The 24,715-nt window shown below is 59.5% G+C and carries 14 protein-coding genes and 1 pseudogene; 11 read left to right on the forward strand and 4 right to left on the reverse strand.

The features are described 5' to 3' along the window. Positions 1-229: 229 nt before the first annotated feature. The 4 genes from gltB to BLU07_RS01995 all read left to right on the forward strand — a co-directional run bounded on the left by gltB (position 230) and on the right by BLU07_RS01995 (position 8,598). A complete protein-coding gene (gene gltB / locus BLU07_RS01980) occupies positions 230-4,678 on the forward strand; it encodes a glutamate synthase large subunit (protein ID WP_092383624.1) in 4,449 nt (1,482 codons plus the stop codon). Positions 4,679-4,756: 78 nt separating this feature from the next. Further along, the gene (locus tag BLU07_RS01985; protein ID WP_092383626.1) at positions 4,757-6,175 is read left to right on the forward strand and encodes an FAD-dependent oxidoreductase; all 1,419 of its coding nucleotides are present in this window, start codon (positions 4,757-4,759) and stop codon (positions 6,173-6,175) included. A gap of 539 nt (positions 6,176-6,714) precedes the next feature. After that, positions 6,715-7,797 carry a uroporphyrinogen decarboxylase gene (hemE, locus tag BLU07_RS01990; RefSeq protein ID WP_092383628.1) on the forward strand — a complete coding sequence of 361 codons (1,083 nt, stop codon included), beginning with the start codon at positions 6,715-6,717 and terminating at the stop codon, positions 7,795-7,797. A 27-nt stretch (positions 7,798-7,824) separates the two neighbouring features. Next, positions 7,825-8,598: a ParA family protein gene (locus BLU07_RS01995; protein WP_092383630.1), complete on the forward strand. Its 774-nt coding sequence runs from the start codon at positions 7,825-7,827 to the stop codon at positions 8,596-8,598. A gap of 22 nt (positions 8,599-8,620) precedes the next feature. Here BLU07_RS01995 and BLU07_RS02000 read toward each other — a convergent pair whose 3' ends face one another. Continuing rightward, a complete protein-coding gene (locus BLU07_RS02000; protein ID WP_092383632.1) occupies positions 8,621-9,454 on the reverse strand; it encodes a universal stress protein in 834 nt (277 codons plus the stop codon). A 147-nt stretch (positions 9,455-9,601) separates the two neighbouring features. On the opposite strand from BLU07_RS02000, the gene BLU07_RS02005 reads away from it, so the two are divergent. Beyond that, on the forward strand, positions 9,602-10,876 hold the full coding sequence (locus BLU07_RS02005) for a bifunctional O-acetylhomoserine aminocarboxypropyltransferase/cysteine synthase (RefSeq protein WP_092383634.1): 1,275 nt from the start codon (positions 9,602-9,604) through the stop codon (positions 10,874-10,876). Positions 10,877-11,225: 349 nt separating this feature from the next. Here the strand turns inward: BLU07_RS02005 and BLU07_RS02010 are convergent, their stop codons facing one another. Further along, positions 11,226-13,022, reverse strand: a complete 1,797-nt coding sequence (locus BLU07_RS02010) for an SLC13 family permease (RefSeq protein ID WP_092383636.1) — start codon at positions 13,020-13,022, stop codon at positions 11,226-11,228. 298 nt (positions 13,023-13,320) lie between these two features. Here BLU07_RS02010 and BLU07_RS02015 point away from each other — a divergent pair, with 298 nt between their 5' ends. Together BLU07_RS02015 and BLU07_RS02020 are read left to right on the forward strand one after the other, a co-directional pair. Next, a complete protein-coding gene (locus tag BLU07_RS02015; RefSeq protein ID WP_092383638.1) occupies positions 13,321-15,111 on the forward strand; it encodes an acyl-CoA dehydrogenase C-terminal domain-containing protein in 1,791 nt (596 codons plus the stop codon). Positions 15,112-15,364: 253 nt separating this feature from the next. Further along, entirely contained in the window at positions 15,365-17,152 is a 1,788-nt protein-coding gene (locus BLU07_RS02020) for an acyl-CoA dehydrogenase C-terminal domain-containing protein (RefSeq protein ID WP_092383640.1), read from the forward strand. Between the two features lie 219 nt (positions 17,153-17,371). Here BLU07_RS02020 and BLU07_RS02025 read toward each other — a convergent pair whose 3' ends face one another. Beyond that, positions 17,372-18,280: a TauD/TfdA dioxygenase family protein gene (locus tag BLU07_RS02025; RefSeq protein WP_092383642.1), complete on the reverse strand. Its 909-nt coding sequence runs from the start codon at positions 18,278-18,280 to the stop codon at positions 17,372-17,374. Between the two features lie 57 nt (positions 18,281-18,337). Then, positions 18,338-19,120 carry a 2-keto-4-pentenoate hydratase gene (locus BLU07_RS02030; protein WP_157719056.1) on the reverse strand — a complete coding sequence of 261 codons (783 nt, stop codon included), beginning with the start codon at positions 19,118-19,120 and terminating at the stop codon, positions 18,338-18,340. Between the two features lie 239 nt (positions 19,121-19,359). Between BLU07_RS02030 and BLU07_RS02035 the strand changes: the two genes are divergently transcribed. The 4 genes and pseudogenes from BLU07_RS02035 (at position 19,360) to BLU07_RS02050 (ending at position 24,655) form a co-directional block, all read left to right on the forward strand. Beyond that, positions 19,360-20,430 carry an AraC family transcriptional regulator gene (locus BLU07_RS02035; RefSeq protein WP_092383646.1) on the forward strand — a complete coding sequence of 357 codons (1,071 nt, stop codon included), beginning with the start codon at positions 19,360-19,362 and terminating at the stop codon, positions 20,428-20,430. Between the two features lie 82 nt (positions 20,431-20,512). After that, positions 20,513-21,091 (forward strand): annotated as a pseudogene (locus tag BLU07_RS02040) (ABC transporter ATP-binding protein); the annotation flags it as partial. Continuing rightward, the gene (locus BLU07_RS02045) at positions 21,088-23,577 is read left to right on the forward strand and encodes an FtsX-like permease family protein (RefSeq protein WP_092383650.1); all 2,490 of its coding nucleotides are present in this window, start codon (positions 21,088-21,090) and stop codon (positions 23,575-23,577) included. The pseudogene BLU07_RS02040 and the gene BLU07_RS02045, both read left to right, overlap by 4 nt. Further along, positions 23,570-24,655, forward strand: a complete 1,086-nt coding sequence (locus BLU07_RS02050) for a lipocalin-like domain-containing protein (RefSeq protein ID WP_092383652.1) — start codon at positions 23,570-23,572, stop codon at positions 24,653-24,655. The genes BLU07_RS02045 and BLU07_RS02050 overlap by 8 nt, the downstream gene beginning before the upstream one ends. Positions 24,656-24,715 lie beyond the last annotated feature (60 nt).

Consider the following 24,715-nt stretch of genomic DNA (forward strand, 5'->3'; position numbering starts at 1 on the left):
AGGCGGGTTTGGTGCATCAGACCTCAGGCGATAAATCAGGATTTCTGGTTTGATCGTAAAATCTTTCGATTTTACGACATAACAATATGCTTTTGCGGCCAATTAAATTGTTCGGCTATTGGCTGCTGTGTACAATCAGTATTCCCCATTTCTTCCTGGTGCCAGCATGCATTGCGTTCAATGCAAAATTGCAAGCACTTGAATACATGAGTTTTTCGAGGGTTTGCCGATGAAGGCAGGACTGTTTCAGCCAGATGAGTTCAGGGATAACTGCGGTTTCGGTCTGATCGCCCACATGGAGGGCGAGCCCAGCCACCACCTGTTGCAGACAGCCATTGAAGCGCTGACCTGCATGACCCATCGTGGCGGTATCAATGCCGATGGTCGCACTGGTGACGGCTGTGGGCTGTTAATCCAGAAACCGGATGCCTTTCTGCGCGCAGTGGCGCAGTCGGATCTTGGTACAAGCCTGCCGGCCCAGTACGCGGTGGGTATGGTGTTTATGGGGACCTCGGACGCCTCCCGAGAAGCGGTTCACAGCGCCTTTGCCGAGGCGCTCGGCGAGCAGGAACTGACGCTGGTGGGTTGGCGCGTTGTGCCGGTCGACAGTAGCGTGTTGGGCCCACTGGCCCTGAGCAGTTTGCCGCAGATCGAGCAGGTATTTGTCAGTGCCGAGAACCTGGATGAGCAGCAGTTTGCCATCCGCCTGTTTTACGCCCGGCGCCGCGTGGAAATGGCCCTGCAGGCTGACAGCGACTTTTATGTCTGCAGCCTGTCATCCAAGGTGATCTCCTACAAAGGCCTGATGATGCCGGCTGATCTGGGCAAGTTCTATCCCGACCTCAGCGACCCGCGCATGGCTACCGCAATCAGCGTTTTCCATCAGCGCTTCTCGACCAATACCCTGCCGAAATGGCCACTGGCGCAACCATTCCGCCTGCTCGCGCACAACGGTGAAATCAATACCATTACCGCCAATCGCAACTGGGCACTGGCCCGGCGGCATCTGTTCAGTAACGAACTGCTGCCTGAGCTGGAGAGCATCTCACCGGTGGTGAACGTGACGGGCTCTGACTCCTCGAGCATGGACAACATGCTTGAGCTGCTGATCAGTGGCGGTATGGACCTGTTCCGCGCGGTGCGCATGGTAGTGCCGCCAGCCTGGCAGAACGTCGAGACCATGGATGCCGATCTGCGCGCCTTCTACGAATTCAACTCCATGCATATGGAGGCCTGGGACGGCCCGGCGGGGATCGTGCTGACCGAAGGGCGGCATGCCGTGTGCCTGCTGGATCGCAATGGCTTGCGACCAGCACGCTATGTGGTAACCAAAAACGGCTACATCACCCTGGCCTCGGAGATAGGGGTGTGGGATTACCAACCGGAAGATGTCATCAGCAAAGGGCGCGTGGGTCCGGGTCAGATTCTGGCCGTGGATACGGTCACGGGTGAAGTACTGCACACCGATGATATTGCCAATCGTCTGAAGTCGCGCCATCCCTACCGCAAATGGCTGAAGGAAAACGCCTTGCGTATCCAGGCTACCCTGGAGGACCGCGATCATGGCGCTGACTTCATGAGCGAAGAGCGCCTCAAGCAGTACATGAAGATGTTCCAGGTCACCTTTGAGGAGCGTGACCAGGTACTGCGCCCACTGGCGGAAAACGGCCAGGAAGCAGTCGGCTCCATGGGTGACGATACTCCCATGGCCGTGTTGTCCGGGCGCGTGCGTTCGGTCTATGACTATTTCCGTCAGCAGTTTGCCCAGGTCACCAATCCGGCCATTGATCCGCTGCGGGAAGCGATCGTCATGTCGCTGGAAACCTGCCTGGGGCGTGAACGCAATATCTTTGATGAAACCCCGGACCATGCCAACCGGGCGATTCTAAGCACACCGGTGGTTTCCCCCGCCAAATGGCGGACCCTGATGAACCTGGAGCGGCCCGGCTTCGAGCGCGCGCATATCCAGTTGAACCGCCCCCAGGCGCAGTCACTGGAGGCGGCGCTGGCCGATATCGCTGCCGAGGCTGAAGCTGCAGTGCGTGAAGGCAAGGTGCTGCTGGTACTCAGTGATCGCGGCATCGAACCTGGCCAGTTACCGGTCCATGCGGCCCTGGCAGTGGGCGCAGTGCATCACCATCTGGTTGCCAGCGGTTTGCGTTGCCATGCCAATATTCTGGTGGAAACCGCCACGGCGCGTGATCCGCATCACTACGCAGTGCTGATCGGTTTTGGCGCCAGTGCCGTCTATCCCTACCTGGCCTATGAAGTGCTGGGTGACCTGATCCGCACCGGGGAAGTGATCGGCGATCTGTATGAAGTGTTCAAGAGCTATCGCAAGGGCATTTCCAAGGGCTTGCTGAAAATTCTCTCGAAAATGGGCATTTCCACGGTTGCCTCCTACCGCGGCGCCCAGTTGTTTGAAGCCGTGGGCCTGGCTGATGAAGTGGTGGATATCTGTTTCAAAGGTGTGGCCAGTCGCATCCAGGGTGCCCGTTTTGTCGATTTGCAGGCCGAGCAGGTTCTGCTGGCGCAGGAGGCCTGGAGCCCGCGCAAGCCGATCCAGCAGGGTGGCTTGCTCAAGTTCGTTTTCGGTGGCGAGTTTCACGCCTATAACCCGGATGTGGTGTATGCCTTGCAGGCGGCCGTGCAGGGCGACAGTTACGACAAGTATCTGGAGTACGCCGCGCTGGTCAATAGTCGCCCGGTCGCTTCGCTGCGTGACCTGATGCAGCTGCGTACCGACGTGACGCCGATAGCGCTGGACGAGGTCGAACCGCTGGAAGCCATTTTCAAGCGCTTCGATTCGGCAGGGATTTCCCTTGGCGCTCTGTCGCCCGAAGCCCACGAAGGAATCGCCGAAGCCATGAATCGCCTCGGTGCCCGCTCCAACTCCGGTGAGGGCGGCGAAGATCCGGCCCGTTACGGCACCGAGCGCACCTCCAAGATCAAACAGATTGCCTCCGGACGCTTTGGCGTTACCCCGGAGTACCTGGTCAATGCCGATGTACTGCAGATCAAGGTGGCCCAGGGCGCCAAGCCGGGCGAAGGCGGGCAGCTGCCCGGCGGCAAGGTCAATGAACTGATTGCCCGCCTGCGCTATGCCGTGCCCGGGGTAACCCTGATTTCACCGCCGCCGCACCATGATATCTACTCGATTGAAGACCTGGCGCAGCTGATTTTTGACCTCAAGCAGGTCAACCCGGATGCCCTGGTCTCGGTCAAGCTGGTTGCCGAGCCGGGTGTGGGGACCATCGCTGCCGGCGTGGCCAAGGCCTATGCGGACCTGATCACCATTTCCGGTTATGACGGTGGTACCGGTGCCTCGCCGCTGACCTCGATCAAGTATGCCGGCTCGCCCTGGGAGCTGGGTCTGTCCGAAGCACATCAGACCCTGCGCGGCAACGACCTGCGTGGTCGTGTGCGGGTGCAGACCGATGGCGGCCTGAAAACCGGGTTGGATGTGGTCAAGGCCGCCATCCTGGGTGCGGAAAGCTTTGGCTTCGGTACCGCGCCCATGATTGCCCTGGGCTGCAAATACCTGCGCATCTGCCACCTGAACAACTGTGCTACCGGGGTGGCTACCCAAAACAAGCACCTGCGCGACAACCACTACATCGGCACCGTCGAAATGGTGATGAACTTCTTCACCTACCTGGCCATGGAAACCCGGGAATGGCTTGCTCGGCTTGGCGTGCACAGCCTGCAGGACCTGATCGGGCGGACCGACCTGCTCGAGATCCTGCCGGGGGCTACCGGAAAACAACAGAACCTGGATCTGACCCCGCTGCTGGGCAGCGACCTGATCCCGGCTGACAAGCCGCATTACTGCCAGACCAGCCGCAATGCACCTTTCGACCAGGGCAAAACAGCCGAAACCATGGTCGCCATGGCCCGCGAGGCTATCGATGGGCGCACTGGCGGTGAGTTCAGCATGCGCCTGACCAATTGCGACCGCAGTATCGGTGCGCGGGTGTCTGGTGAAATCGCCAAGGTACACGGCAACCAGGGCATGGCTTCGGCACCCATTACCTTCCGCTTCACCGGTACTGCCGGTCAGAGCTTTGGTGTCTGGAATGCCGGCGGCCTGCACATGTACCTGGAAGGCGATGCCAATGATTACGTCGGCAAGGGCATGACCGGCGGCACCTTGACCATAGTGCCGCCCAAGGGCAGCCCCTTCCGCAGCGAACAGACCGCGATTATCGGCAATACCTGCCTCTACGGCGCTACCGGCGGCAAACTGTTCGCCGCCGGCACCGCCGGTGAACGCTTTGCCGTACGCAACTCCGGTGCCCATGCGGTAATCGAAGGCGCCGGCGACCACTGCTGCGAATACATGACCGGTGGCATGGTCTGCGTGTTGGGCAAGACCGGGCATAATTTCGGCGCCGGCATGACTGGTGGCTTTGCCTTTGTGCTCGACCAGGAAAACACCTTTTTCGACAAGCTCAACCACGAGCTGGTCGAACTGCAGCGCATCAGCGGCGAATCAATGGAAGCCTATCGCAGCTACCTGGAGCAGGTGCTCAACGACTACGTGGCGGAAACCGACAGTGCCTGGGGACGGGAAGTACTCGAGGATCTGGATAATTACATCCGCCGTTTCTGGCTGGTCAAACCCAAGGCCGCCAGCCTGCGCGGACTGATGGCAACGACCCGGGCCAACCCGCAATAAATCTGGCGCAGTGGCTGCGGCCACTGTTCACTGAATGTGTTCGCCCGGCATTGGCCGGCGACAAAGAGGTGTAGAAACATGGCTGACCGTCAGAGCAACGACTTCCAGTTCATCGATGTGGGTCGCAAGGACCCGAAAAAGCGCCCGCTGCGTCAGCGCAAGACCGAGTACGTGGAAATCCACGAGCAGTTCAAGCCCGACGAAGCAGCCGACCAGTCCGAGCGTTGCCTGGAGTGCGGCAACCCCTATTGCGAATGGAAGTGCCCGGTGCACAACTACATTCCCAACTGGCTCAAGCTGATCAGCGAGGGCAACATCCTCGAAGCCGCCGAACTCTCGCACCAGACCAACACCCTGCCCGAAGTATGCGGTCGCGTCTGCCCGCAAGACCGCCTGTGTGAAGGCGCCTGCACCCTGAATGATGGTTTTGGCGCCGTCACTATCGGCGCCGTGGAGAAATACATCACCGACACCGCCTTTGCCATGGGCTGGCGGCCCGACCTGTCTGCGGTCAAACCCACCGGCAAGCGCGTCGCCATCATCGGTGCCGGCCCGGCCGGTCTGGGCTGCGCCGACGTGCTCACCCGCGCCGGTGTCAAAGCCGTGGTCTTTGACCGCTACCCGGAAATCGGCGGGCTACTGACCTTTGGTATCCCCGAATTCAAGCTGGAAAAGCCGGTCATGTCACGCCGGCGGGAAATCTTCGAAGGCATGGGCATCGAATTTCGCCTGAATACCGAGATTGGCACCGATGTCAGCATGGATGAGCTGATGCGCGATTACGACGCCGTGTTCATGGGCATGGGTACCTACACCTACATGAAAGGCGGCTTCCCCGGTGAAGACCTGCCTGGCGTCCACGACGCCCTCGATTTCCTGATTGCCAACGTCAACCGCAACCTCGGCTTCGAGCAATCCCCGGATGACTTTATCGACCTCAAGGGCAAGCGCGTGGTTGTGCTCGGCGGTGGCGACACCGCCATGGATTGCAACCGCACCTCCATCCGCCAGGGCGCCAAATCCGTTACCTGCGCCTATCGCCGCGATGAAGAGAATATGCCCGGCTCGCGCAAGGAAGTGAAAAACGCCAAGGACGAAGGGGTCAAATTCCTCTTCAACCGCCAGCCGGTAGCCATTGTCGGTGAAGACAAGGTGGAAGGCGTCAAGGTGGTGGAAACCCGGCTCGGTGAACCCGATGCCCGTGGCCGGCGCAGTCCGGAACCCGTCCCGGGCTCCGAAGAAGTGCTGGAGGCCGATGCCGTCATTATCGCCTTCGGCTTCCGCCCCAGTCCGGCTGACTGGTTCCCCACTCAGGAGATCGACACCGACAACCAAGGCCGCGTCGTGGCGCTGGAAGAGGCCAAACACCCCTTCCAGACCAGCAACCCGAAAATCTTTGCCGGTGGCGATATGGTCCGTGGTTCCGATCTGGTGGTGACGGCCATCTGGGAGGGCAGGCAGGCGGCTGAGGGGATTTTGGGGTATTTGGAGTTGTAGGTGTTTTTTGGTTCCTCGGCGGCGGTACAAAACGGGATAGCGCTGCTGGGGCGAGGCCTACCGAAGACCGTCTGTGGCAGGGAAGCCACAGACGAGCTACAGGGACGTACTTGCTGCGTGTCTTCGGTAGGCCTTGTCCCAGTAGCGCTCAGGCACGGTCTTGAGAGATATTCAGCAAGCAACTTAGTTTAAACCAGTCCTGTGTGCCCGCCTGATTGTCGCTGACCAGTTCAGGACACGCCGTGAACCCGTCCATGGGGGCTCGTAGATGCTCGCAGAAAATTGCTCCTGCATTTTCTGCGCTTCCGCCCTCCTTGGCGGTCGCCTGGCATCTAACGGTCCTGAACTGGTCAGCGACAATCAGGCTGTTATCGACCGTGCAGTTGATCGGTGTTTCATTAATGGGCTGTGACGGGATGGCTTTTCAACTTGAACTTGATGCAAAGCAGCTTTACTGCGCCCCATTGCCGCACCAGGCCTGATTTTTCCCGCTGATTACCGGTACAATGGCGCTGAATTCTGCTAGCGGATACCTTTTCATGACCGAACTCAAGAACGATCGCTTTCTGCGCGCACTGATGCGCCAACCCGTTGATGTCACTCCCGTGTGGATGATGCGGCAGGCCGGGCGTTATCTCCCCGAATACCGGGAAAGCCGCGCGCGTGCCGGCGACTTCATGGGACTGTGCATGAACCCCGAGATGGCCTGCGAAGTCACCATGCAGCCATTGGCCCGCTATCCGCTGGATGCCGCCATCCTGTTCTCCGACATTCTCACCATCCCCGACGCCATGGGCCAGGGCCTGTATTTCGAGACCGGCGAAGGTCCACGCTTTCGCAAGCGCATCGACACCCCTGCTGATGTCGACGCCCTGCCGATCCCCGATCCGGAAGCCGATCTGGGGTATGTCATGAATGCCGTGCGCACCATCCGCAAAGAGCTGAATGGCAGCGTACCGCTGATCGGTTTCTCCGGGAGCCCCTGGACCCTGGCCACCTACATGGTCGAAGGGGGTTCCTCGAAAGACTTCCGCAAAACCAAAGCCATGCTCTATGATCAACCGGAAGCCATGCACCGCCTGCTCGACAAGCTGGCACAATCGGTGACCAGTTACCTGAATGGCCAGATCAAGGCCGGTGCCCAGGCAGTACAGATTTTTGATACCTGGGGCGGCAACCTGTCATCCGATGCCTACCAGACGTTCTCGCTGGCCTATATGCGCAAGATTGTCAGTGGGCTGATCCGCGAGAATGAGGGCCGTCACGTACCGGTCATCCTGTTCACCAAGAACGGTGGCCTGTGGCTGGAAAGCATTGCCGAGTCGGGTGCCGATGCGTTGGGCCTGGACTGGACCATGGATATGGGCGTCGCGCGTTCGCGGGTCGGTGCCAAGGTGGCGCTGCAGGGCAATATGGACCCCTCGGTGCTGTACGCCAGCCCGAGTGCGATCCGTGCCGAAGTCGCACGTATTCTCGCCAGTTACGGCAAGGGCAACGGCCATGTGTTCAACCTCGGGCACGGCATTACTCCCGAGGTCGACCCGGCCCATGCCGGCGCCTTTATCGAGGCAGTACACGAGCTCTCGGCGGTCTATCATGACCCCGAAGCCATTGTTGGTTAATCAGCGTCCCCAAGACAAGGAGTGGCCATGCGTCGGGTAGTGTTCAATCAGAAAGGTGGGGTAGGCAAGTCCAGCATTGCCTGCAACCTGGCAGCGGTCAGCGCTGCTGCCGGCTACAAGACGCTGGTCATTGATCTTGATCCGCAGGCCAACTCCAGTCATTACCTGATGGGTGACGGCCTGGCGGATGTTGATTTGACCATCGCCGACTTTTTCACCTCGACTTTGAGCAGCAGTCTGTTCGCCAAGAAAGCGGAACAGTATGTCACCGAAACCCCGTTCGAGAACCTCTGGCTGATGCCGGCCAGTGCCGAGCTGAGCGAGCTGCAGCACAAGCTGGAATCACGCTACAAGATCCTCAAACTGCGCAAGTTGCTCAAGGATCTCAAGGGCAGCTATGAGCGGATCTATATCGATACCGCCCCGGCATTCAACTTCTACACCATTTCTGCATTGATCGCCGCTGATCGCTGTCTGATTCCCTTCGACTGTGACGCTTTCTCGCGCAAGGCGCTGTACGGCCTGCTTGAAGAGCTGGAAGAAATCCGTGACGAGCACAATGAAGACCTGGCGGTCGAAGGCATTATCGTCAACCAGTACCAGTCGCGGGCGGCCTTGCCGCAACAGATGCTGGCCGAGCTGGTTGAGGAAGGCCTGCCAGTGCTACCGGTCTATTTGCAGGCCTCAGTACGTATGCGCGAGTCGCATCAGGTCAGTACACCGCTGATCTTCCTGGATGGCCGGCACAAGCTGACCCAGCAATTCATTGCCTTGCACGACCATCTGGAAAATAACGGCTAAAAACCGGGCTTTCATCGGGAGCCTAGCGTGCTACCAGCACATCACAGGGCGGCTGGCGCAACAGTTCCAGCGCCAGGCCGCCCAGCAGTGCTTCACCCAAACCACTACGACCATGACTGCCGAGGGCAAGAAAGCCGGGCTTGCGGATGCTGACGGCGCGCTGCAGCTCGGCGAGGACGCCGCCGTTGGTGACGTCCAGGCTGAACTCGGGGCGGGGAATGTCCATCAGTTCCAGGGTTTCCAGTTCATCCTCCAGCAAATTGTCCAGCGTTTCCTGCTGTTCGGCCGTGTATTTGACCAGGGCGCTGTGACCACCCCAACGGGTGCTCATGGGCGGATGACAGATATGCATGGCATGCAGGTGTCCACCGTTGACCAGCATGGCAGCGGTGCGCAGGCCCTGACTGGCACAGGCTGAAGCGTCCAGTGCTACCAGGCCTTGCCGGTAATCGGCCTGTTCGCTGACGACCAGCAACACCGGCACTGAAGCCAGGCGGCTGACGCGTTCCAGGGTGGTGCCGACAAAGAGCTCGGGGCTGGACTGATGGTGCTGGCCAAGAATGATCAGGCTGACATCTTCTTCCACTGCGTTGCGCAGAATGGTTTCGGCAATGCGCCCGGCTTCAATCACCAGTTTTACATCCAGCTCCGGGTCGGGGCTGCAGCGACCAAGCTGCTCCTGCACCAGGGTTTCCGCTTCGCTGCGGCGTTTGTCGCGGGTACGCAGAGGCAGGGCCGCATCTACACTGTGCAACACCACCAGGCGTGCCTGGTGCTGAGCGGCAAGTTGGCAGGCACGCTTGAGGGCAAGATCGGATTCGGGACTGAAATCAGTCGCCATCAACAAGGTGGTCATGGGGTGTCTCCCGGTGGCAAGATTTCCCTGAGTATGTCACGCCAGTGAGACACTTGTCTTGACCTGGCGCAGTGTCCACCAATTGACCACATCCAAGGAGTTCGGCATTCTCGCTGTCATACACCCCAACAGAGCAAGGACACCAGAATGAAGCTCGAAACTCTCGCTATTCACGCAGGCTTTTCTCCGGACCCGACCACCAAGGCGGTCGCAGTGCCGATTTATCAGACCACTTCCTATGCCTTTGACAACACCCAGCACGGGGCTGATCTGTTCGATCTCAAAGTGCCGGGCAATATCTATACGCGCATCATGAATCCGACCAATGATGTGCTCGAACAGCGCGTAGCAGCGATGGAAAGCGGTGTTGCCGGCCTGGCCTTTGCTTCGGGGATGGCGGCCATTACCGCTGCGATCCAGACACTGGCCGAAGCGGGCGACAATATTGTCTCGGTGGCCAAGCTCTATGGTGGTACTTATAACCTGTTTGCGCACACTTTGCCGCGGCAGGGGATTGAGGTACGTTTTGCCGATCATGCGGATATTGGCGCGCTGGAAGCCTTGATTGACGATCGTACCAAGGCGGTCTTCTGCGAATCCATTGGCAACCCGTCAGGTAACGTGATTGATCTGGCAGCGCTGGCTGAAGCCGCCCATCGCAAAGGGGTGCCCTTGATTGTCGATAACACGGTGGCAACGCCAGCTCTCTGCCGACCGATCGAGCATGGGGCGGATATCGTGGTGCATTCCCTGACCAAGTACATTGGCGGGCATGGCACCACTGTGGGCGGTCTGGTCGTCGATGGCGGTACTTTTCCCTGGGCTGACCATGCTGATCGCTTTCCGTTGCTGAATACGCCCGATCCGTCTTACCACGGCGTGGTCTATACCGAGGCCTTTGGGCCGGCTGCATTTATTGGCCGTTGCCGGGTGGTGCCTTTGCGCAATATGGGTGCGGCGCTGTCACCACTCAATGCCTTCCAGCTGCTGATGGGGCTGGAGACGCTGTCGCTGCGCATGGAGCGGCATTGCGAGAATGCGCAAAAAGTTGCGCAATATCTGCAGGCGCATGAGCAGGTGGAGTGGGTGCAGTACGCGGGTTTGCCGGATCATCCTGAGCATGGTTTGGCACAGCGCTACATGGGTGGTACGCCGGCGTCGATTCTGTCCTTCGGGATCAAGGGTGGCGAGGCTGCCGGTGCGCGCTTTATCGATGCGTTGGAGTTGATTGTGCGACTGGTGAATATCGGTGATGCCAAGTCACTGGCGTGTCATCCGGCGTCGACCACCCATCGGCAGTTGAATGATGCGGAGCTGGCGCGAGCCGGTGTCAGTCGCGAGATGGTGCGTCTGTCGATCGGTATCGAGCATATTGACGATATTCTGGCTGATCTGGAGCAAGCGTTAATGTCAGCTAAGTAGGAAGCTTGTGTTGCACTGATTAAATCAGGCTTGTGCATCAGGGGTTGTCAGCCACCTATCCCAGACACGCTACGAGCCGTCCCTGGGGCTCGTCGATGCACGTCCCTGTGCATCGACGGTCTGGGATAGGTAACTGACAACCCCTTTTCTTAAGTATTGTGCAATTAATCTGTGCTTCCCTGCACCGTGTGTGATGCCAGCTTTTCGTTAAGAGTGCACGCTGCTGAAAGGGGGCGTCGGGGTGCGCCTTGGCTGGACCGTCTGCGGCAGGGACGCCGCAGACGAGCTACAGGGACGTATTTACCGCGTGTCCAGCCAAGGCGCACCCCGACGACCACTCCGCACACAATTACTCTGGAAACAACGGCCAAATCAGCGGAATGATCAGCGTGGCGGTGCCCCACATAATCAGGTTGAGGGGTACGCCGATGCGCAGGAAATCGCTGAAGCGATAACCACCGGCGCTGTAGACGAAGGTGTTGGTCTGGTAGCCGATGGGAGTGGCGAAGCTGGCGCTGGCAGCGAACATGACGGCGACCACGAAAGGGCGCGGGTCGGCGCCGAGTTGCAGGGCGACGCCGATGGCAATCGGCGTGACCAGGACGGCCACGGCGTTGTTGCTGACCATTTCGGTGAGCACCGAGGTCAGAAGGTAGATAAATGACAGCATGAACAGCGGACCGAGGATGGGCGACAGGGCCATCATCTGGTTGACTATGCTGTCGACCAGGCCAACCTTGTTCATGGCGATACTGATCGCCAGCATGCCGAAGATGATCATCAGGATGCGCCAGTCGATGGCCTTGTAGGCATCTTCGGTGTCCAGGCAACCGGTGGCGATAACGACGGCAGCGGCAATCATGGCCAGGCCTTCGATGGGCATGACCTTGAAAGCGGCCAACAACATGACGCCAACCACGGCGGCAATGGCGATGGGGGCCTTGTTGCGGCGGTAGGCGCGTTCCTGCACGGTGTTCAGGCTGATCAACTCACCATTGTCGGCAAATTTCTTGATCTGCGCCGGGCTGCCTTCGACCAGCATCACGTCACCGAACTGCAGTTGAAAGTCGTCCAGATTATCCTGAATGTTTTCATTGTGACGGTGCACGGCGAGTACGTGGATACCATAGCGCGCAGTCAGGTTGAGATCCCGCATGGGTCGGTGGCTGTAGCGTGAATTGCGTCCGACGATGGCTTCCGCGAGTACCACGTCGCGGGTCGAAATGGTTTCGAACTGCGCGCTCTGTTCGTGGTTGAAGGCAAGCAGCCCTTGCTGCCGCAGTTCGACAAAATCCTGCATGTTGGCGTGCAATACCAGGCGATCACCGGCCTGCAGCACGGTATTTTTGTCGGGTGCAGGAATTTCGTCATCGTCCCGGAACAGACGAATGACCTGAATGCCGCTACCGCCATTGAGCTTGGCTTCACTGATGCTGCGGCCGATGACACTGGAGTCCTGCGGTACCAGCAACTCGGTCATGAAAGGCCGGCTCTGATCAGGACGCAATTGTTTGGACAAGCTCTCGCGGTCGGGCAGCAAACGGTGGCCAAACAGCAAGATGAAAGCCAGGCCAATCACTGCCATGATCAGCCCTGGCAGCGTTATCTCGAACATGCCGAAGGGTTCCATGCCGTGCTGGCGCGCGACGCCATCCACCAGAATATTGGTTGAAGTGCCGATCATGGTCATGCTGCCGCCGAGAATGGTGGCGTACGAGAGTGGAATCAGCATTTTCGATGGTTTGCTGCCGACCTGATTGGCCAGCGCAATGGCGACCGGGGTGAGAATGGCGACCACCGGGGTATTGTTGATGAAGGTCGACAACAACAGGCCGGTGATCATCAGAGTAAACAGGGTGCGCAGCGGATTGCCACCACCCAGCCGTGACAGGCCGTTGCCGAGCCGCTCGACGCACCCAGTACGTTCCAGCGCCGCAGAGAGTACAAACAAGCAAGCGATAGTGATGGGGGCGCTGTTGGACATAACGCTGAGTACATCCGCCGGCGTCAGCAGAGTACTGACCAGCAGCACGGCGACAGCAATGCCCACCACCACGTCAGGGCTGAATTTCTCCCGCGCAAAAGCATAGATCACCCAGATAAGCAGGGCGGCTACACCGAACATTGGCAGGGAATCCCAGGTCATCAGGCATCTCAAGCAGGAAATGGGTGGGTATTACGAGCGGCCAAGATAATGGGGCGCTATCAAAGTGTCCAAGTACAAAAAGCGCTTTTTATATTACTTTTAGGTATATAGTGATTGATTAGAGCCTGTGCATGGTCCCCGCTGAATGGTGTGTCAGGCAGATTGCCTTATGACTTTGTATCAGCCGGTGTAATGAGTGTCTGCTGTCCTTGACCCAATGCCTGGTGCGCCTTACTGTTCAAACGACCGTATGAACTCGGCCTGCCGGTATGCTCTGGAGGCCCACTGGAGAGCGAAAATGCCTGACTACAATGCCCCTTTGCGCGACATGCGCTTTGTGATCAATGAAGTATTCGATTTCAACGCTGGTTACCAGGCCTTTGGTCTGGAAGATGTCAGCCCTGACCTGGTCAGCGCGGTATTGGATGAAGCGGCCAAGTTCGCCGGTGGTGTGCTGGCACCGCTGAACCGTACCGGTGACGAAGAAGGTTGTCACATCGAAGATGGTGTAGTCACCACGCCGAAAGGCTTCAAGGAAGCCTATCAGCAGTATGTCGACAATGGCTGGGGTTCCATGACCGGGCCGGTCGAGTACGGCGGCCAGGGTCTGCCGGCATCACTGGGTCTGATCGTCGGTGAAATGGTTGCTTCGGCCAATTATTCTTTCAGCATGTACCCGGGCTTGTCCCATGGCTGTCTGGCTGCTATCCGTGCCCACGGCAACGACGAACAGAAAGATCTGTATCTGAACAAGCTGACTCCCGGCACCTGGACCGGCACCATGTGCCTGACCGAGCCGCATTGTGGTACTGACCTGGGTCTGGTCAAGACCCGCGCCTTGCCCCAAGCTGATGGCAGCTACAAGGTCACGGGGACCAAGATCTTCATTTCCTGTGGCGAGCACGACATGGCGGAGAATATTGTCCACCTGGTGCTGGCCAAGCTGCCTGACGCGCCAGCGGGTACCAAGGGCATTTCCATGTTTATCGTGCCCAAGTTCCTGCCTGACGCCAACGGCGAAGTGGGTGAACGCAATAGCCTGAAGTGTGGCTCTCTGGAGCACAAGATGGGTATCAAGGCCTCCGCCACCTGCGTGATGAACTTTGATGACGCGACCGGCTTCCTGGTTGGCGAAGCCAACAAGGGTCTGAACTATATGTTCACCATGATGAACCATGCGCGTCTGGGTACCGGTATGCAGGGCATGTGTCACGGTGAAGCGTCCTACCAGACCGCTCTGGAATATGCCAAGGACCGGCTGCAGATGCGTGCACTGAATGGTGCTGCCGAGCCCGACAAGCCGGCGGATCCGATCATTGTGCACCCTGACGTGCGTCGCATGTTGCTGACCATGAAAGCCTTCAATGAAGGTAACCGAGCCCTGACCTATTACACCGCGCAGCTGTTGGACAAGGCCCACTACTCCAAGGACGAGGCCGAGCGTGCCGATGCTGAAGAGCAGCTGGCATTCCTGACGCCGATCTGCAAAGCCTTTATGACCGAGACTGGTCTGGAAGTAACCAACCTGGGTATGCAGGTACTCGGTGGCCATGGGTATATTCGTGAGTGGGGACAGGAGCAGCAGGTACGTGACTGCCGGATCGCTCCGATCTATGAAGGTACCAACGGCATCCAGGCCCTTGATCTGCTGGGTCGCAAGGTACTGATGACCCAAGGCAAGATGATGCGTGCCTTTACCAAACAGGTGCACAAGTTCTGCCAGGCCAATGAAGGCCACGCGCAGCTGGGTGAGTACGTCAATCAGCTGAGCGCTCTGAATGTACAGTGGGGCGAACAAGTGCAGAAAATTGGCATGAAAGCCATGCAGAACCGTGATGAGATCGGTGCAGCGTCGATGGACTTCCTGATGTACTCCGGCTATGTCACCCAGGCTTTCCTCTGGCTGAAAATGGCCGCATCTGCCCAGGCGGAACTGGATGCCGGTACCAGCGAGAAGGACTTCTACCAGGCCAAGCTGGCCACTCAGGCGTTCTACTTCAAGCGCTTGCTGCCGCGTGCTCAGGCTCACCTGTCTGCGCTGGAGTCCGGTGCCGATAATCTGATGGATATTGCCGTCAGTCAGTTCTGAAGCTGGTTGCAGTAAAAAAGGCCCCGCTCGTCGGGGCTTTTTTATGCCTGTCGATCAGGTTGTCAGCCAGCATCGACCAGTCAGGCCTTTCATTTTTAACGACTTGAATCAAGTTGCGACAAAAACGCCCTTTCTGTGACTAATTTTTATATTAAAGTCACAATCAGACGCTATCTAACTATTCGTTGTAGCGCTACAATTGAGGAATGTCCCGGTATGTTCCGGGCGCAACGACTGCTAGAGGAGTTTCCCCATGGCTGACTACAAGGCCCCGCTGCGCGATATCCGTTTTGTTCTCAATGATGTGTTTGATGCCGGTACTCTGTGGCAGAACCTGCCCGGGTTGAACGGCGCCGCAGATATGGAAATCGCCGATGCCATGCTGGAAGAAGCCGGCAAAATGGCCAGTCAGACCATCGCCCCGATCAACCGCAGTGGCGATGAAGAAGGCGCCCAGTGGAAGGACGGTGTGGTCACTACCCCGACCGGCTTCAAGGAAGCCTACAAGGTCTATGCTGAAGGCGGCTGGGTCGGCCTCGGCGGTAACCCGGAATTTGGTGGCATGGGCATGCCGAAAGCCCTTGGTGTGCAGGTCGAGGAAATCGTTTACGGTGCCAACAACAGCTTTGCCCTGTACCCGGCGCTGTCTGCGGGTTGCTGCCTGGCGCTGGATGCTCACGGCAGTGAGGAACTGAAGCAAGCCTACCTGCCTAATATGTATGCCGGAACATGGTCTGGCACCATGTGCCTGACCGAGCCGCATTGTGGTACCGATCTGGGCATTATTCGTACCAAGGCTGTACCTGCCGCCGATGGCAGTTATGAGCTTACCGGTACCAAGATTTTCATCACCGGCGGTGAGCATGACCTGACCGACAACATCATTCACATGGTGCTGGCCAAGTTGCCTGATGCGCCGGCAGGCCCCAAAGGGATCTCATTGTTCCTGGTTCCCAAGTTTCTGGTCAATGAAGATGGCAGCCTGGGCGAGCGCAACCCGGTGACCTGTGGCTCGATCGAACACAAGATGGGCATCAAGGCCTCTGCGACCTGTGTCATGAACTTCGATGGTGCCAAGGGCTATCTGGTGGGTGAGGTCAACAAGGGCCTCAACGCCATGTTCACCATGATGAACTACGAGCGTCTGTCGATCGGTATTCAGGGCATCGGCTGCTCCGAAGCCTCTTACCAGAGTGCGGTTGACTATGCGCGTGAGCGTATTCAGAGCCGAGCCCCGACCGGTGCCCAGCAGCCCGACAAGGCCGCTGACCCGATCATCGTGCATCCGGATGTGCGACGCATGCTGCTGAATATCAAGTCATTGACTGAAGCCAGCCGTGCTTTCTCCACCTATGTGGGGATTCAGCTGGACACCAGCAAGTTTACCGACAACGCCGAAGACCGGAAGAAAGGCGAGGCGCTGGTTGCCCTGCTGACGCCGGTTGCCAAAGCCTTCTTTACCGATATCGGCCTGGCCAACACCATCGATGGTCAGCAGGTATTTGGTGGCCACGGCTATGTACGTGAGTGGGGGCAGGAGCAATTGGTGCGTGATGCGCGGATTGCCCAGATCTACGAAGGCACCAACGGTATCCAGGCGCTCGATCTGATGGGGCGCAAAACGGTGGCCAACAAGGGCGCTTACTACAAGGTGTTTGCCGAAGAAGTCCGCAGTTTTGTGGCCGACAACAGCGATGCTGCCATGGCCGAGTTCGTCAAACCGCTGGCCAAGGCGATCGACAATCTGGATGAGCTGACGGAATTGGTCATCGACCGCAGCCAGAGCAACCCGAACGAAGTGGGTGCTGCCTCGGTTGAGTATCTGCATGTGTTTGGTTACACGGCCTACGCCTATATGTGGGCAAAAATGGCCAAGGCTGCACTGGCCAGGCTGGATAGCGACAGCGATGGTTTCCATCAGGCCAAGTTGAGTACTGGCCGCTACTACGTCAAGCGTATCCTGCCGCGCATCCACTCGTTGAGTGAGTCGGTTCGTGCTGGCAGCGAACCGCTGTTTGAACTGGATGCGGCGCAGTTCTGATCTGCTGGCCTACTGCCTGTAAGTGAATGCCTACAGGCAGTGGTGCCATTGGCTGATGGGCAGGTCCCGGTAACCTGATTATGATGTGTCCTGCTTGGAGCAATGCAGGAAGCATCAAAAAATAACAGGGATCAGGGACTCTGCCTGGAGGCAGCCCGTTAGGGATGATCAGGACACCATTCTGCAAAACCTCGTCTCGGCGAGGTTTTTTCTTGCCCGTCAATCAGCCCCTGCAGCTACCGGCGCCTCGCCCACGATAGTCACCCGGAACATTTCCCGCCGCTTGCCAAAATAATCCGAAATCGGCTGATGCCATACACAGCGGTTATCCCAGATCGCCAGAGTGCCCGGCGTCCAGCGCATACGACAGGTAAAGGCCGGCGCCGCAGCGACGCTGAACAGGTAATCCAGCAGCGGACGTGACTCTTCCGGTTTCATGCCCTCAATCCCCAGTGTGTAGGCCGGATTGGCAAAGAGCACCGCACGACCGGTTTCCGGGTGGCGGGTAATCATCGGATGGCTGCGCACATCGTGGTCTACCGGCTGGCCATAATTGATCTGCATGCTTTCAATGCCGGCATTGTGCTGCGCATTGGGCCCGTAACCGAACTCCGGGGTATGGATGCCGTGCAGCCCATGCAGGACCTGGCGCAATGTCGGTGACAGCCATTCGCAAGCCAGGTACATATTGTTGAACAGGGTATCGCCACCGCACTCAGGCACATCATGGCCATAGAGCAGGGTTAAAGCCGGCGGGCGCTCCTGGAATGACCAGTCGGAATGCCAGGCACCACCGAACACAAAAGGACTGCCCTCGTTGGCTTCCTTGCGCACATGCACAATATGCGGGTGCTCTTTCATCGGCGTGACATAGGGCTCGGTGCCGAAGTCACCAAAGCGCCGCGCTACCGCATCCAGCGTCGCAACATCCAGATTCTGATCACGAATAAACAACACCTGATGATCCAGCAAAGCCTGACGCAAAGCCGCCTGACCGTCATCGGTCAGCGTGGTCAGATCCACATCATGCACATCCGCTCCCAGTGAACCGGCCACCGGGCTGACCCGGAAATGGGGTGTCTCGCGGGCCCGGTTGTTGGCAGCGGTGGTATAGAAAAATTCGGGCATGGTTCTGTCCTCTTGTTATGGGGTTTTTCATGACTCAAGGGTGACGTAGGGGAGCTGTCAATGAATTGCACATTCAAGCGTGCCAAGATCGCCCATATCCACTGACAGGTAGTCTCCCGCTGTGATGGGTAGCATGGGGGCCAGTGCACCGGACAGTAGAATGTCGCCGGCCTGTACCGGTGTTCCGGCCAGTGCGCGTTGGCTCACCAGCCAGCGGCAGGCGTCAAGCGGGCTGCCCATGCATTGGCTGCCTGCGCCTTCTGCTACCAGTTCACCACGATTCATCAGCCGAGCGGTCAGATTGGCCAGCGACGCCGGGTCTGCGGGGTGCAGGGTGTCAGCCAGCATAAAGCGTCCGAACGACAGGTTGTCAGCGACGGCCTCAGCCAGTGAGTGCGGCCAGCCAGCATAGGCAGAGTCACAGAATTCAAAGGCACAGGTTACGCCGGCCAATGCCGCGAGCAGGGTCGCGTCGTCGACATCAGGCTGTAAAACTGGGCGGGAAAACACGAATGCCACTTCAATTTCCACACGTGGCTCAATGAACTCGCGGCTATCCAGTGTCGGGTTTTTGATTTGCCAGTCGGCCATAAGCGGGCCAGCCAGGGGCTGATCCAGTCCCAGCGCGGCCTGCATGCGAACATCGGTTAGGCCAAGCTTGAAGCCAACGGGTTTATGCCCCTCGGCAATATAGCGGTCAATCAGGTGCTGCTGCACGACTTTGGCCTGCTGAATGTTCTCCGGGCTGATGCGTGGAGCGCCGCTACCGAGTGGCAGGTGCTGGCGGCGCGCGTTATGGATCGCCAACGCTATAGTTTGTGCATCAGTCGTCGTCTTCACACATGCCTCGCCATTATAAGTTGACCGGGAAAGTCCGGCTTCGCAGAGCCCATCTGAGTCCTCATATGACAACCGGGCTGGATCCTTCAACCGGCGTGGTACTGTCATCTGGTTATGCTTTGTAACGTCTCAAGGTTGCCGCAAGCGGATGTGGTCGGCCATGATTAAGGCTGCCAACTCATGACAGTTCCTGCCATCTGGGTCGGCAGATCCTGTTCTTCAACGGCCAGCGGTGTCCTATGGATTGGCGTGAAAGGCGTGACAGTACCAATATCAATTACCTGCTGCAGTTGGCGGCCGAGGAAGGGCTGAGCACGGCTGATTGCCTGCAGGGTAGCGCTATCGACGCGGCTGGCCTGGCCGGGAACGCGCCCTTGCAGTTGTGGCAGGAGCTGGCGGTGATTCGCAATCTGGTCGCTGCGGTTGGCCGGCCCGGTCTGGGTTTACGCCTGGGCCAGTGTTATCACCTGACCAGTCTCGGCCTGCTCGGTTACACCATGTTGGCCAGCCGCACGCTGGCGGATGCCATTGCGGTCAGTCACCAGTTTCGCCCCTTGTCGCTGTCTATCTGTCCGGTCACTCTGGTTGAACTGCCGGAGGGGTTGGAAATGCGTCTGGATGCCAGTGTGTTGCCGGCTGATGCCCGCTCAATGGTGATCGAGCGGGGTTTGGCGGCCTGGTGCGGAGTGTTTGCCGAATTGCTGCAGCGGCCTTTTGTGCCAGCCCGCATCACCCTGGCGCTGCCCGATCCGTTGGCGCAGGCGCTTTATCAAGGGTATTTTTCCTGCCCGGTCAGTGCGGCTGAGCATAACAGCTTGCTGATTGCCCGGGCTGACCTGACCAGTCCTTTGCCATTGGCCAATGCCGCAACTCAGCAGACCTGCGCCGAGTTGTGCGCACGTTTGTGTGCCGGACTCGACGAGGTGCAAACGCCCCTGGCACGCCAGGTGTTGCAGGTGTTGATGCGACAGTCGGCGCAGTTGTTGCCGGCTGCGGTGGTGGCCGAGCAGTTGGGGTTGTCCGAGCGCAGCCTGCACCGGCGTTTGGCGGGGGAAAGGCAGAGTTATCGCGCTCTTGACGAGCGCGTACGCAGACGGCTGGCAGAGCGCTTGTTGCGTGACAGCCGGTTACGCCTGGACAGCATCGCCCAGCAGCTGGGGTATGCCGAGGCAGCGAGTTTTTCCCGTGCCTTCAAGCGCTGGACCGGGCAGGCGCCGGCGCACTGGCGACAGGTCCAGGCCGTTGATGCGCTGGACCCCTTGCTCTCCGTATTCACTCCTTCGATCACAGCGAGTCACCGGCATGCTTGATGTCCGTCAGATTACCAAAGCCTATTCAACCCCGCAGGGCCCGGTTCCGGTACTCAGAGGTGTCGACCTGCAACTGGCCGCCGGGCAGACGCTGGCACTGATGGGCGAGTCCGGCAGCGGCAAGAGTACTTTGCTGCACCTGATTGCCGGGCTGGACCAGCCGGACAGCGGCAGCATTGTGGTTGCCGGTGAATCCCTTGCCGGCCTGAATGAAGCGGCGCGAGCTGCGCACAGACGCGAGCGGGTTGCCTTGATCTTCCAGCAGTTCAATCTGCTGCCCGCCTTGCGCGTGGCCGACAACCTGGCTTTTCAGGCGCGACTGGCCGGACGTGACGACCCTGACTGGCAAGCCTGGCTGAGTGAGCGGTTGGGGCTGACGGATCTGTTGCAGCGCTATCCGGAGCAATTGTCCGGTGGGCAGCAGCAGCGGGTGGCCATTGGTCGTGCCCTGGCAGCGCGAACACCGTTGATACTGGCTGACGAGCCAACGGGTAATCTGGATGAAACCACGGCCAACGAGGTGATTGCCCTGTTGCTTGAGCTGGTCGCCGAGGCGGGCAGCAGCCTGTTGATGGTGACCCACAGTCAGCAGTTGGCGCTGCGTCTGGATCAGCAGGTGCTGTTGCGTTTGGGTCAGGTACAGGGAGCCGTGCCCGCATGATGCGCTGGGTGTTGCAGGCGTTGCTCAGCCATTGGCGGCGTCACCCGGTGCAGGCGATCTGTTTGCTGGTGGGTATCTGGTTGGCCAGTGCCCTGTGGACCGGGGTGCAGGCGCTGAACACCCAGGCGCGCAGCAGTTACGACCGCGCCGCGCAACTCTTTACCGAAGGTAGTCAGCCGATGCTGGTCAGCCCCGGTGGACAGCTGTTCAGTGAACAGGACTTTGTTCGTTTGCGGCGGGCCGGCTGGCCGGTGTCACCGGTATTGCAGGGTTCGGTGCTGCTGCCGCTGGGCGATGGCGAGCGACGTTACCAGGTGATGGGTATTGATCCGATCAGTCTGCCCAGCGAGGGTTCTCTGGCTGGTCAGGTCAGCAGTACCGACAGCTTGCTGGATTTTGTTCTGGCGCCGGGACGCACGCTCTTGGCCAGTGATACCTTGCAGGAGTTGGGCCTGGAGCAGGGAGCCGTGGTGACTGTGGTGGACGGAGACAGCCTGCCACCGTTGCAGGCTGCGCCCGGTTTGCCGCCCGGTGTGTTGATTATGGATATGGCCTACGCCCAGCAGTTGTTGCAGCAGCCGGGGAAGATAAGTCAGCTGCTGGTGCCCGCCGATTTTGCGGCCATGGCGCCGGCATTGCCGGAGGGGATAACCCTGTCCTGGGAAGAGCGCAGTGAAGACGACCTGGTGCGCCTGACCAACAGTTTTCATCTCAACCTGACGGCACTGGGTTTGCTGGCCTTTGTGGTGGGGCTGTTTATTGTGCATGCCGCTGCCGGGCTGGCGCTGGAGCAGCGGCGGGGCATGTTGCAGAGCCTGCGTGCCTGTGGCGTCAGCTTGCGCTTGTTGGCGGTGGCGCTGATCAGTGAATTGCTTTTGCTGGCCTTGCTCGGTGGCAGCCTGGGGATTATTACCGGTTACCTGTTGGCCAATGCGTTGGTGGGTGATCTGGTCGCCAGCCTGCGCGGCCTGTATGGCGCTCAGGTGGCGGGCGTGCTTGCGTTGCAACCCAGTTGGTGGTTGGCCGGGCTGGGCATGAGTGTGCTGGGCACCCTGCTGGCCGGGGCCAGTAGTCTGTGGCTGGCGTTGCGTTTGCCGGTGCTGGCCTGGGCGCGGCCGCAAGCCTGGCATGAAGCGCAAGCGAAAAGCCTGCGCCGCCTCGGCGCACTGGCGATTGTGCTCTTGCTGGTGGCGGGCGCTTTGCTGATCTGGGGCGATGGTTTGCTCTCGGGTCTCTTGCTCCTGGCCTGCCTGCTGCTGGGCGCCGCCTGGCTATTACCCTGGTGCCTGCATGCCCTGTTGCGGCTTGGCCAGCGCAGTGCGCGCGGCCCGGTCAGCCAATGGTTCTGGGGAGATGCGCAACAGCAAATGGGTGGCTTGAGCCTGGCGCTGATGGCCTTGCTGCTGGCGCTGTCGGCAAATATCGGCGTTGGCAGTATGACCGAAGGTTTTCGCATGACCTTTATCGGTTGGCTGGACCAGCGTCTGGCGGCAGATGTGTATGTGCGCCCGGAGAACCCGCAGCAAGCAGAAGAGATTGCTGCCTGGCTGGACCAGCGTGACGAGGTCCGCGCCCAGTTACCCAGTTGGCAGTTGCCACTGCGGGTCGGTGGTTGGCCGAGTGAGATCAGCGGTATTATTGAGCACCCCTTGTACGCCGACACCTGGCCGCTGCTGGATACTGAGCCGCGCGTCTGGGAGCGCCTGGCCAGTGGCGAGGGCGCCCTGATCAGTGAGCAACTGGCCTACCGTCTGGAACTGCAACCCGGCGATAGTCTGGAACTGAATACCCCGGCCGGCCCCTGGCAACTGCGGGTGCTGGGCCGTTATGCCGATTACGGCAATCCGCGCGGACAGGTGCTGGTGGCTGCTGAGGGTTTGCAGCAACGCTGGCCGGACCAGCCACTCAGCAGTGTTGGCGTCTTGATCTCGCCAAACAGCGATGACAGCCAGCGCGCCGAACAGGTGGCAACCCTGGTGGCTGACTTGCAACAGGCTTTCGGTCTGGCCAGCAACCGGGTGATTGATCAGGCTGCGCTCAAGCGTTATTCGCGTCAGGTGTTCGAGCAAACCTTTGCCGCCACCGGCGCGCTGAATATTCTCACTTTAGGTGTGGCCGCCATTGCCTTGCTGACCAGTCTGCTGACCCTGGCGGATAGCCGGCTGACCCAACTGGCTCCACTCTGGGCCATGGGGCTGCGCCCGGGGCAACTGGCGCGACTGAGTATGTGGCAGATGTTGCTGTTGGCGACGCTGACCTGTCTGTTGGCGACTCCTCTGGGTCTGGCGCTGGCGTGGTGCCTGGTCAATGTGGTCAATGTGCAGGCCTTCGGCTGGCGTTTGCCCTGGCACTGGTTCCCGTTGCAATGGCTGCAACTGATCGCCCTGGCGCTGTTGGCAGTTGTGCTCGCCAGCCTGGGACCGCTCTGGCGGCTGGCGCGCAGTGGCCCGCAAACCCTGTTGCGGAGGTTTACCCAGGATGCGTGAGCTTGACGGTTTAATTGGCTTGGCAGCGTGTGCTCTGCTGGTCGCCTGTGAGCAACCGGTCTCCACCGAGCCAGCCAGCTTTGCCGGGCTGGGCGAGAGTGGTGAGGGCTTTGCCGAGGTGCGCCCGGGGACCGAATTGAGCTTTCCCGCCGATCACGGGGCGCACCCGGATTACCGCATCGAATGGTGGTATCTGACGGCCAATTTGGAGGATGTCGAGGGACGCGACTGGGGCATTCAGTGGACCCTGTTCCGTCAGGCTCTGCGCCCGCAGGATCAGGCGGGTGCCGAGGATGGCTGGCACAGCCAGCAGGTCTGGCTCGGCCATGCCGCAGTAACGAACGCTGACAGTCACGCTTTCGCGGAACGGCTGGCGCGCGGCGGGGTCGGTCATGCCGGCGTTACCGCTGAGCCTTTTGCTGCCTGGATTGATGACTGGCAACTGCAGGGCGAGGGTAATGAGCGCCTGAGCCCGTTGAGCCTGGAGGCGAGTGGTGATGACTTTGCCTACCGCCTGCGATTTTCCAGCGACCAGCCGATGGTGCCGCAAGGGGAGCAGGGCTACAGCGTCAAATCCACCGCCGGCCAGGCGTCGATCTATGTCAGTCAGCCGTTTTATCAGGTCAGTGGTGAGATTGACTGGCAGGGTGAAACCATTGCCGTCACCGGTCAGGGTTGGCTGGATCGCGAGTGGAGCAGCCAGCCGCTGGCCGCCGGTCAGGATGGCTGGGATTGGTTCTCGCTGCATCTGGACAGCGGCGAAAAATTGATGCTGTTCCGGCTGCGCCACAGTGATGGCGAGCATTACTACTCCGGTACCTGGATTCAGGCCGACGGCCAGCCGCAACCGCTGCAACCCGAACAGATCAGCATGCAGCCCCTGCGCACCACCCGCGTCGCCGGCCAGGACACCCCCACCAGCTGGCAGCTACAGGTGCCGGATATCGGGCTGGAGATAACCACCGATGCCATGAACCCGCACAGCTGGATGGGGACGCAGATTTCCTATTGGGAGGGGCCGATCCGTTTCAGCGGTTCACACACAGGCGTTGGCTATCTGGAAATGACCGGGTATTAGTCAGAGGGGATTGGCGGGGATGCAGCTAGCGATTAGGCTGGAGGTTCAGGCATTTGGGAC

The sequence above is a fragment of the Halopseudomonas salegens genome (assembly GCF_900105655.1).
GTDB lineage: Bacteria > Pseudomonadota > Gammaproteobacteria > Pseudomonadales > Pseudomonadaceae > Halopseudomonas > Halopseudomonas salegens.

Coding starts and splice junctions, on each gene's coding strand:
- gltB (WP_092383624.1), top strand. CDS start 230: ATGAAGGCAGGACTGTTTCAGCCAGATGAGTTCAGGGATAACTGCGGT.
- BLU07_RS01985 (WP_092383626.1), top strand. CDS start 4,757: ATGGCTGACCGTCAGAGCAACGACTTCCAGTTCATCGATGTGGGTCGC.
- hemE (WP_092383628.1), top strand. CDS start 6,715: ATGACCGAACTCAAGAACGATCGCTTTCTGCGCGCACTGATGCGCCAA.
- BLU07_RS01995 (WP_092383630.1), top strand. CDS start 7,825: ATGCGTCGGGTAGTGTTCAATCAGAAAGGTGGGGTAGGCAAGTCCAGC.
- BLU07_RS02000 (WP_092383632.1), bottom strand. CDS start 9,454: ATGACCACCTTGTTGATGGCGACTGATTTCAGTCCCGAATCCGATCTT.
- BLU07_RS02005 (WP_092383634.1), top strand. CDS start 9,602: ATGAAGCTCGAAACTCTCGCTATTCACGCAGGCTTTTCTCCGGACCCG.
- BLU07_RS02010 (WP_092383636.1), bottom strand. CDS start 13,022: ATGACCTGGGATTCCCTGCCAATGTTCGGTGTAGCCGCCCTGCTTATC.
- BLU07_RS02015 (WP_092383638.1), top strand. CDS start 13,321: ATGCCTGACTACAATGCCCCTTTGCGCGACATGCGCTTTGTGATCAAT.
- BLU07_RS02020 (WP_092383640.1), top strand. CDS start 15,365: ATGGCTGACTACAAGGCCCCGCTGCGCGATATCCGTTTTGTTCTCAAT.
- BLU07_RS02025 (WP_092383642.1), bottom strand. CDS start 18,280: ATGCCCGAATTTTTCTATACCACCGCTGCCAACAACCGGGCCCGCGAG.
- BLU07_RS02035 (WP_092383646.1), top strand. CDS start 19,360: ATGGATTGGCGTGAAAGGCGTGACAGTACCAATATCAATTACCTGCTG.
- BLU07_RS02045 (WP_092383650.1), top strand. CDS start 21,088: ATGATGCGCTGGGTGTTGCAGGCGTTGCTCAGCCATTGGCGGCGTCAC.
- BLU07_RS02050 (WP_092383652.1), top strand. CDS start 23,570: ATGCGTGAGCTTGACGGTTTAATTGGCTTGGCAGCGTGTGCTCTGCTG.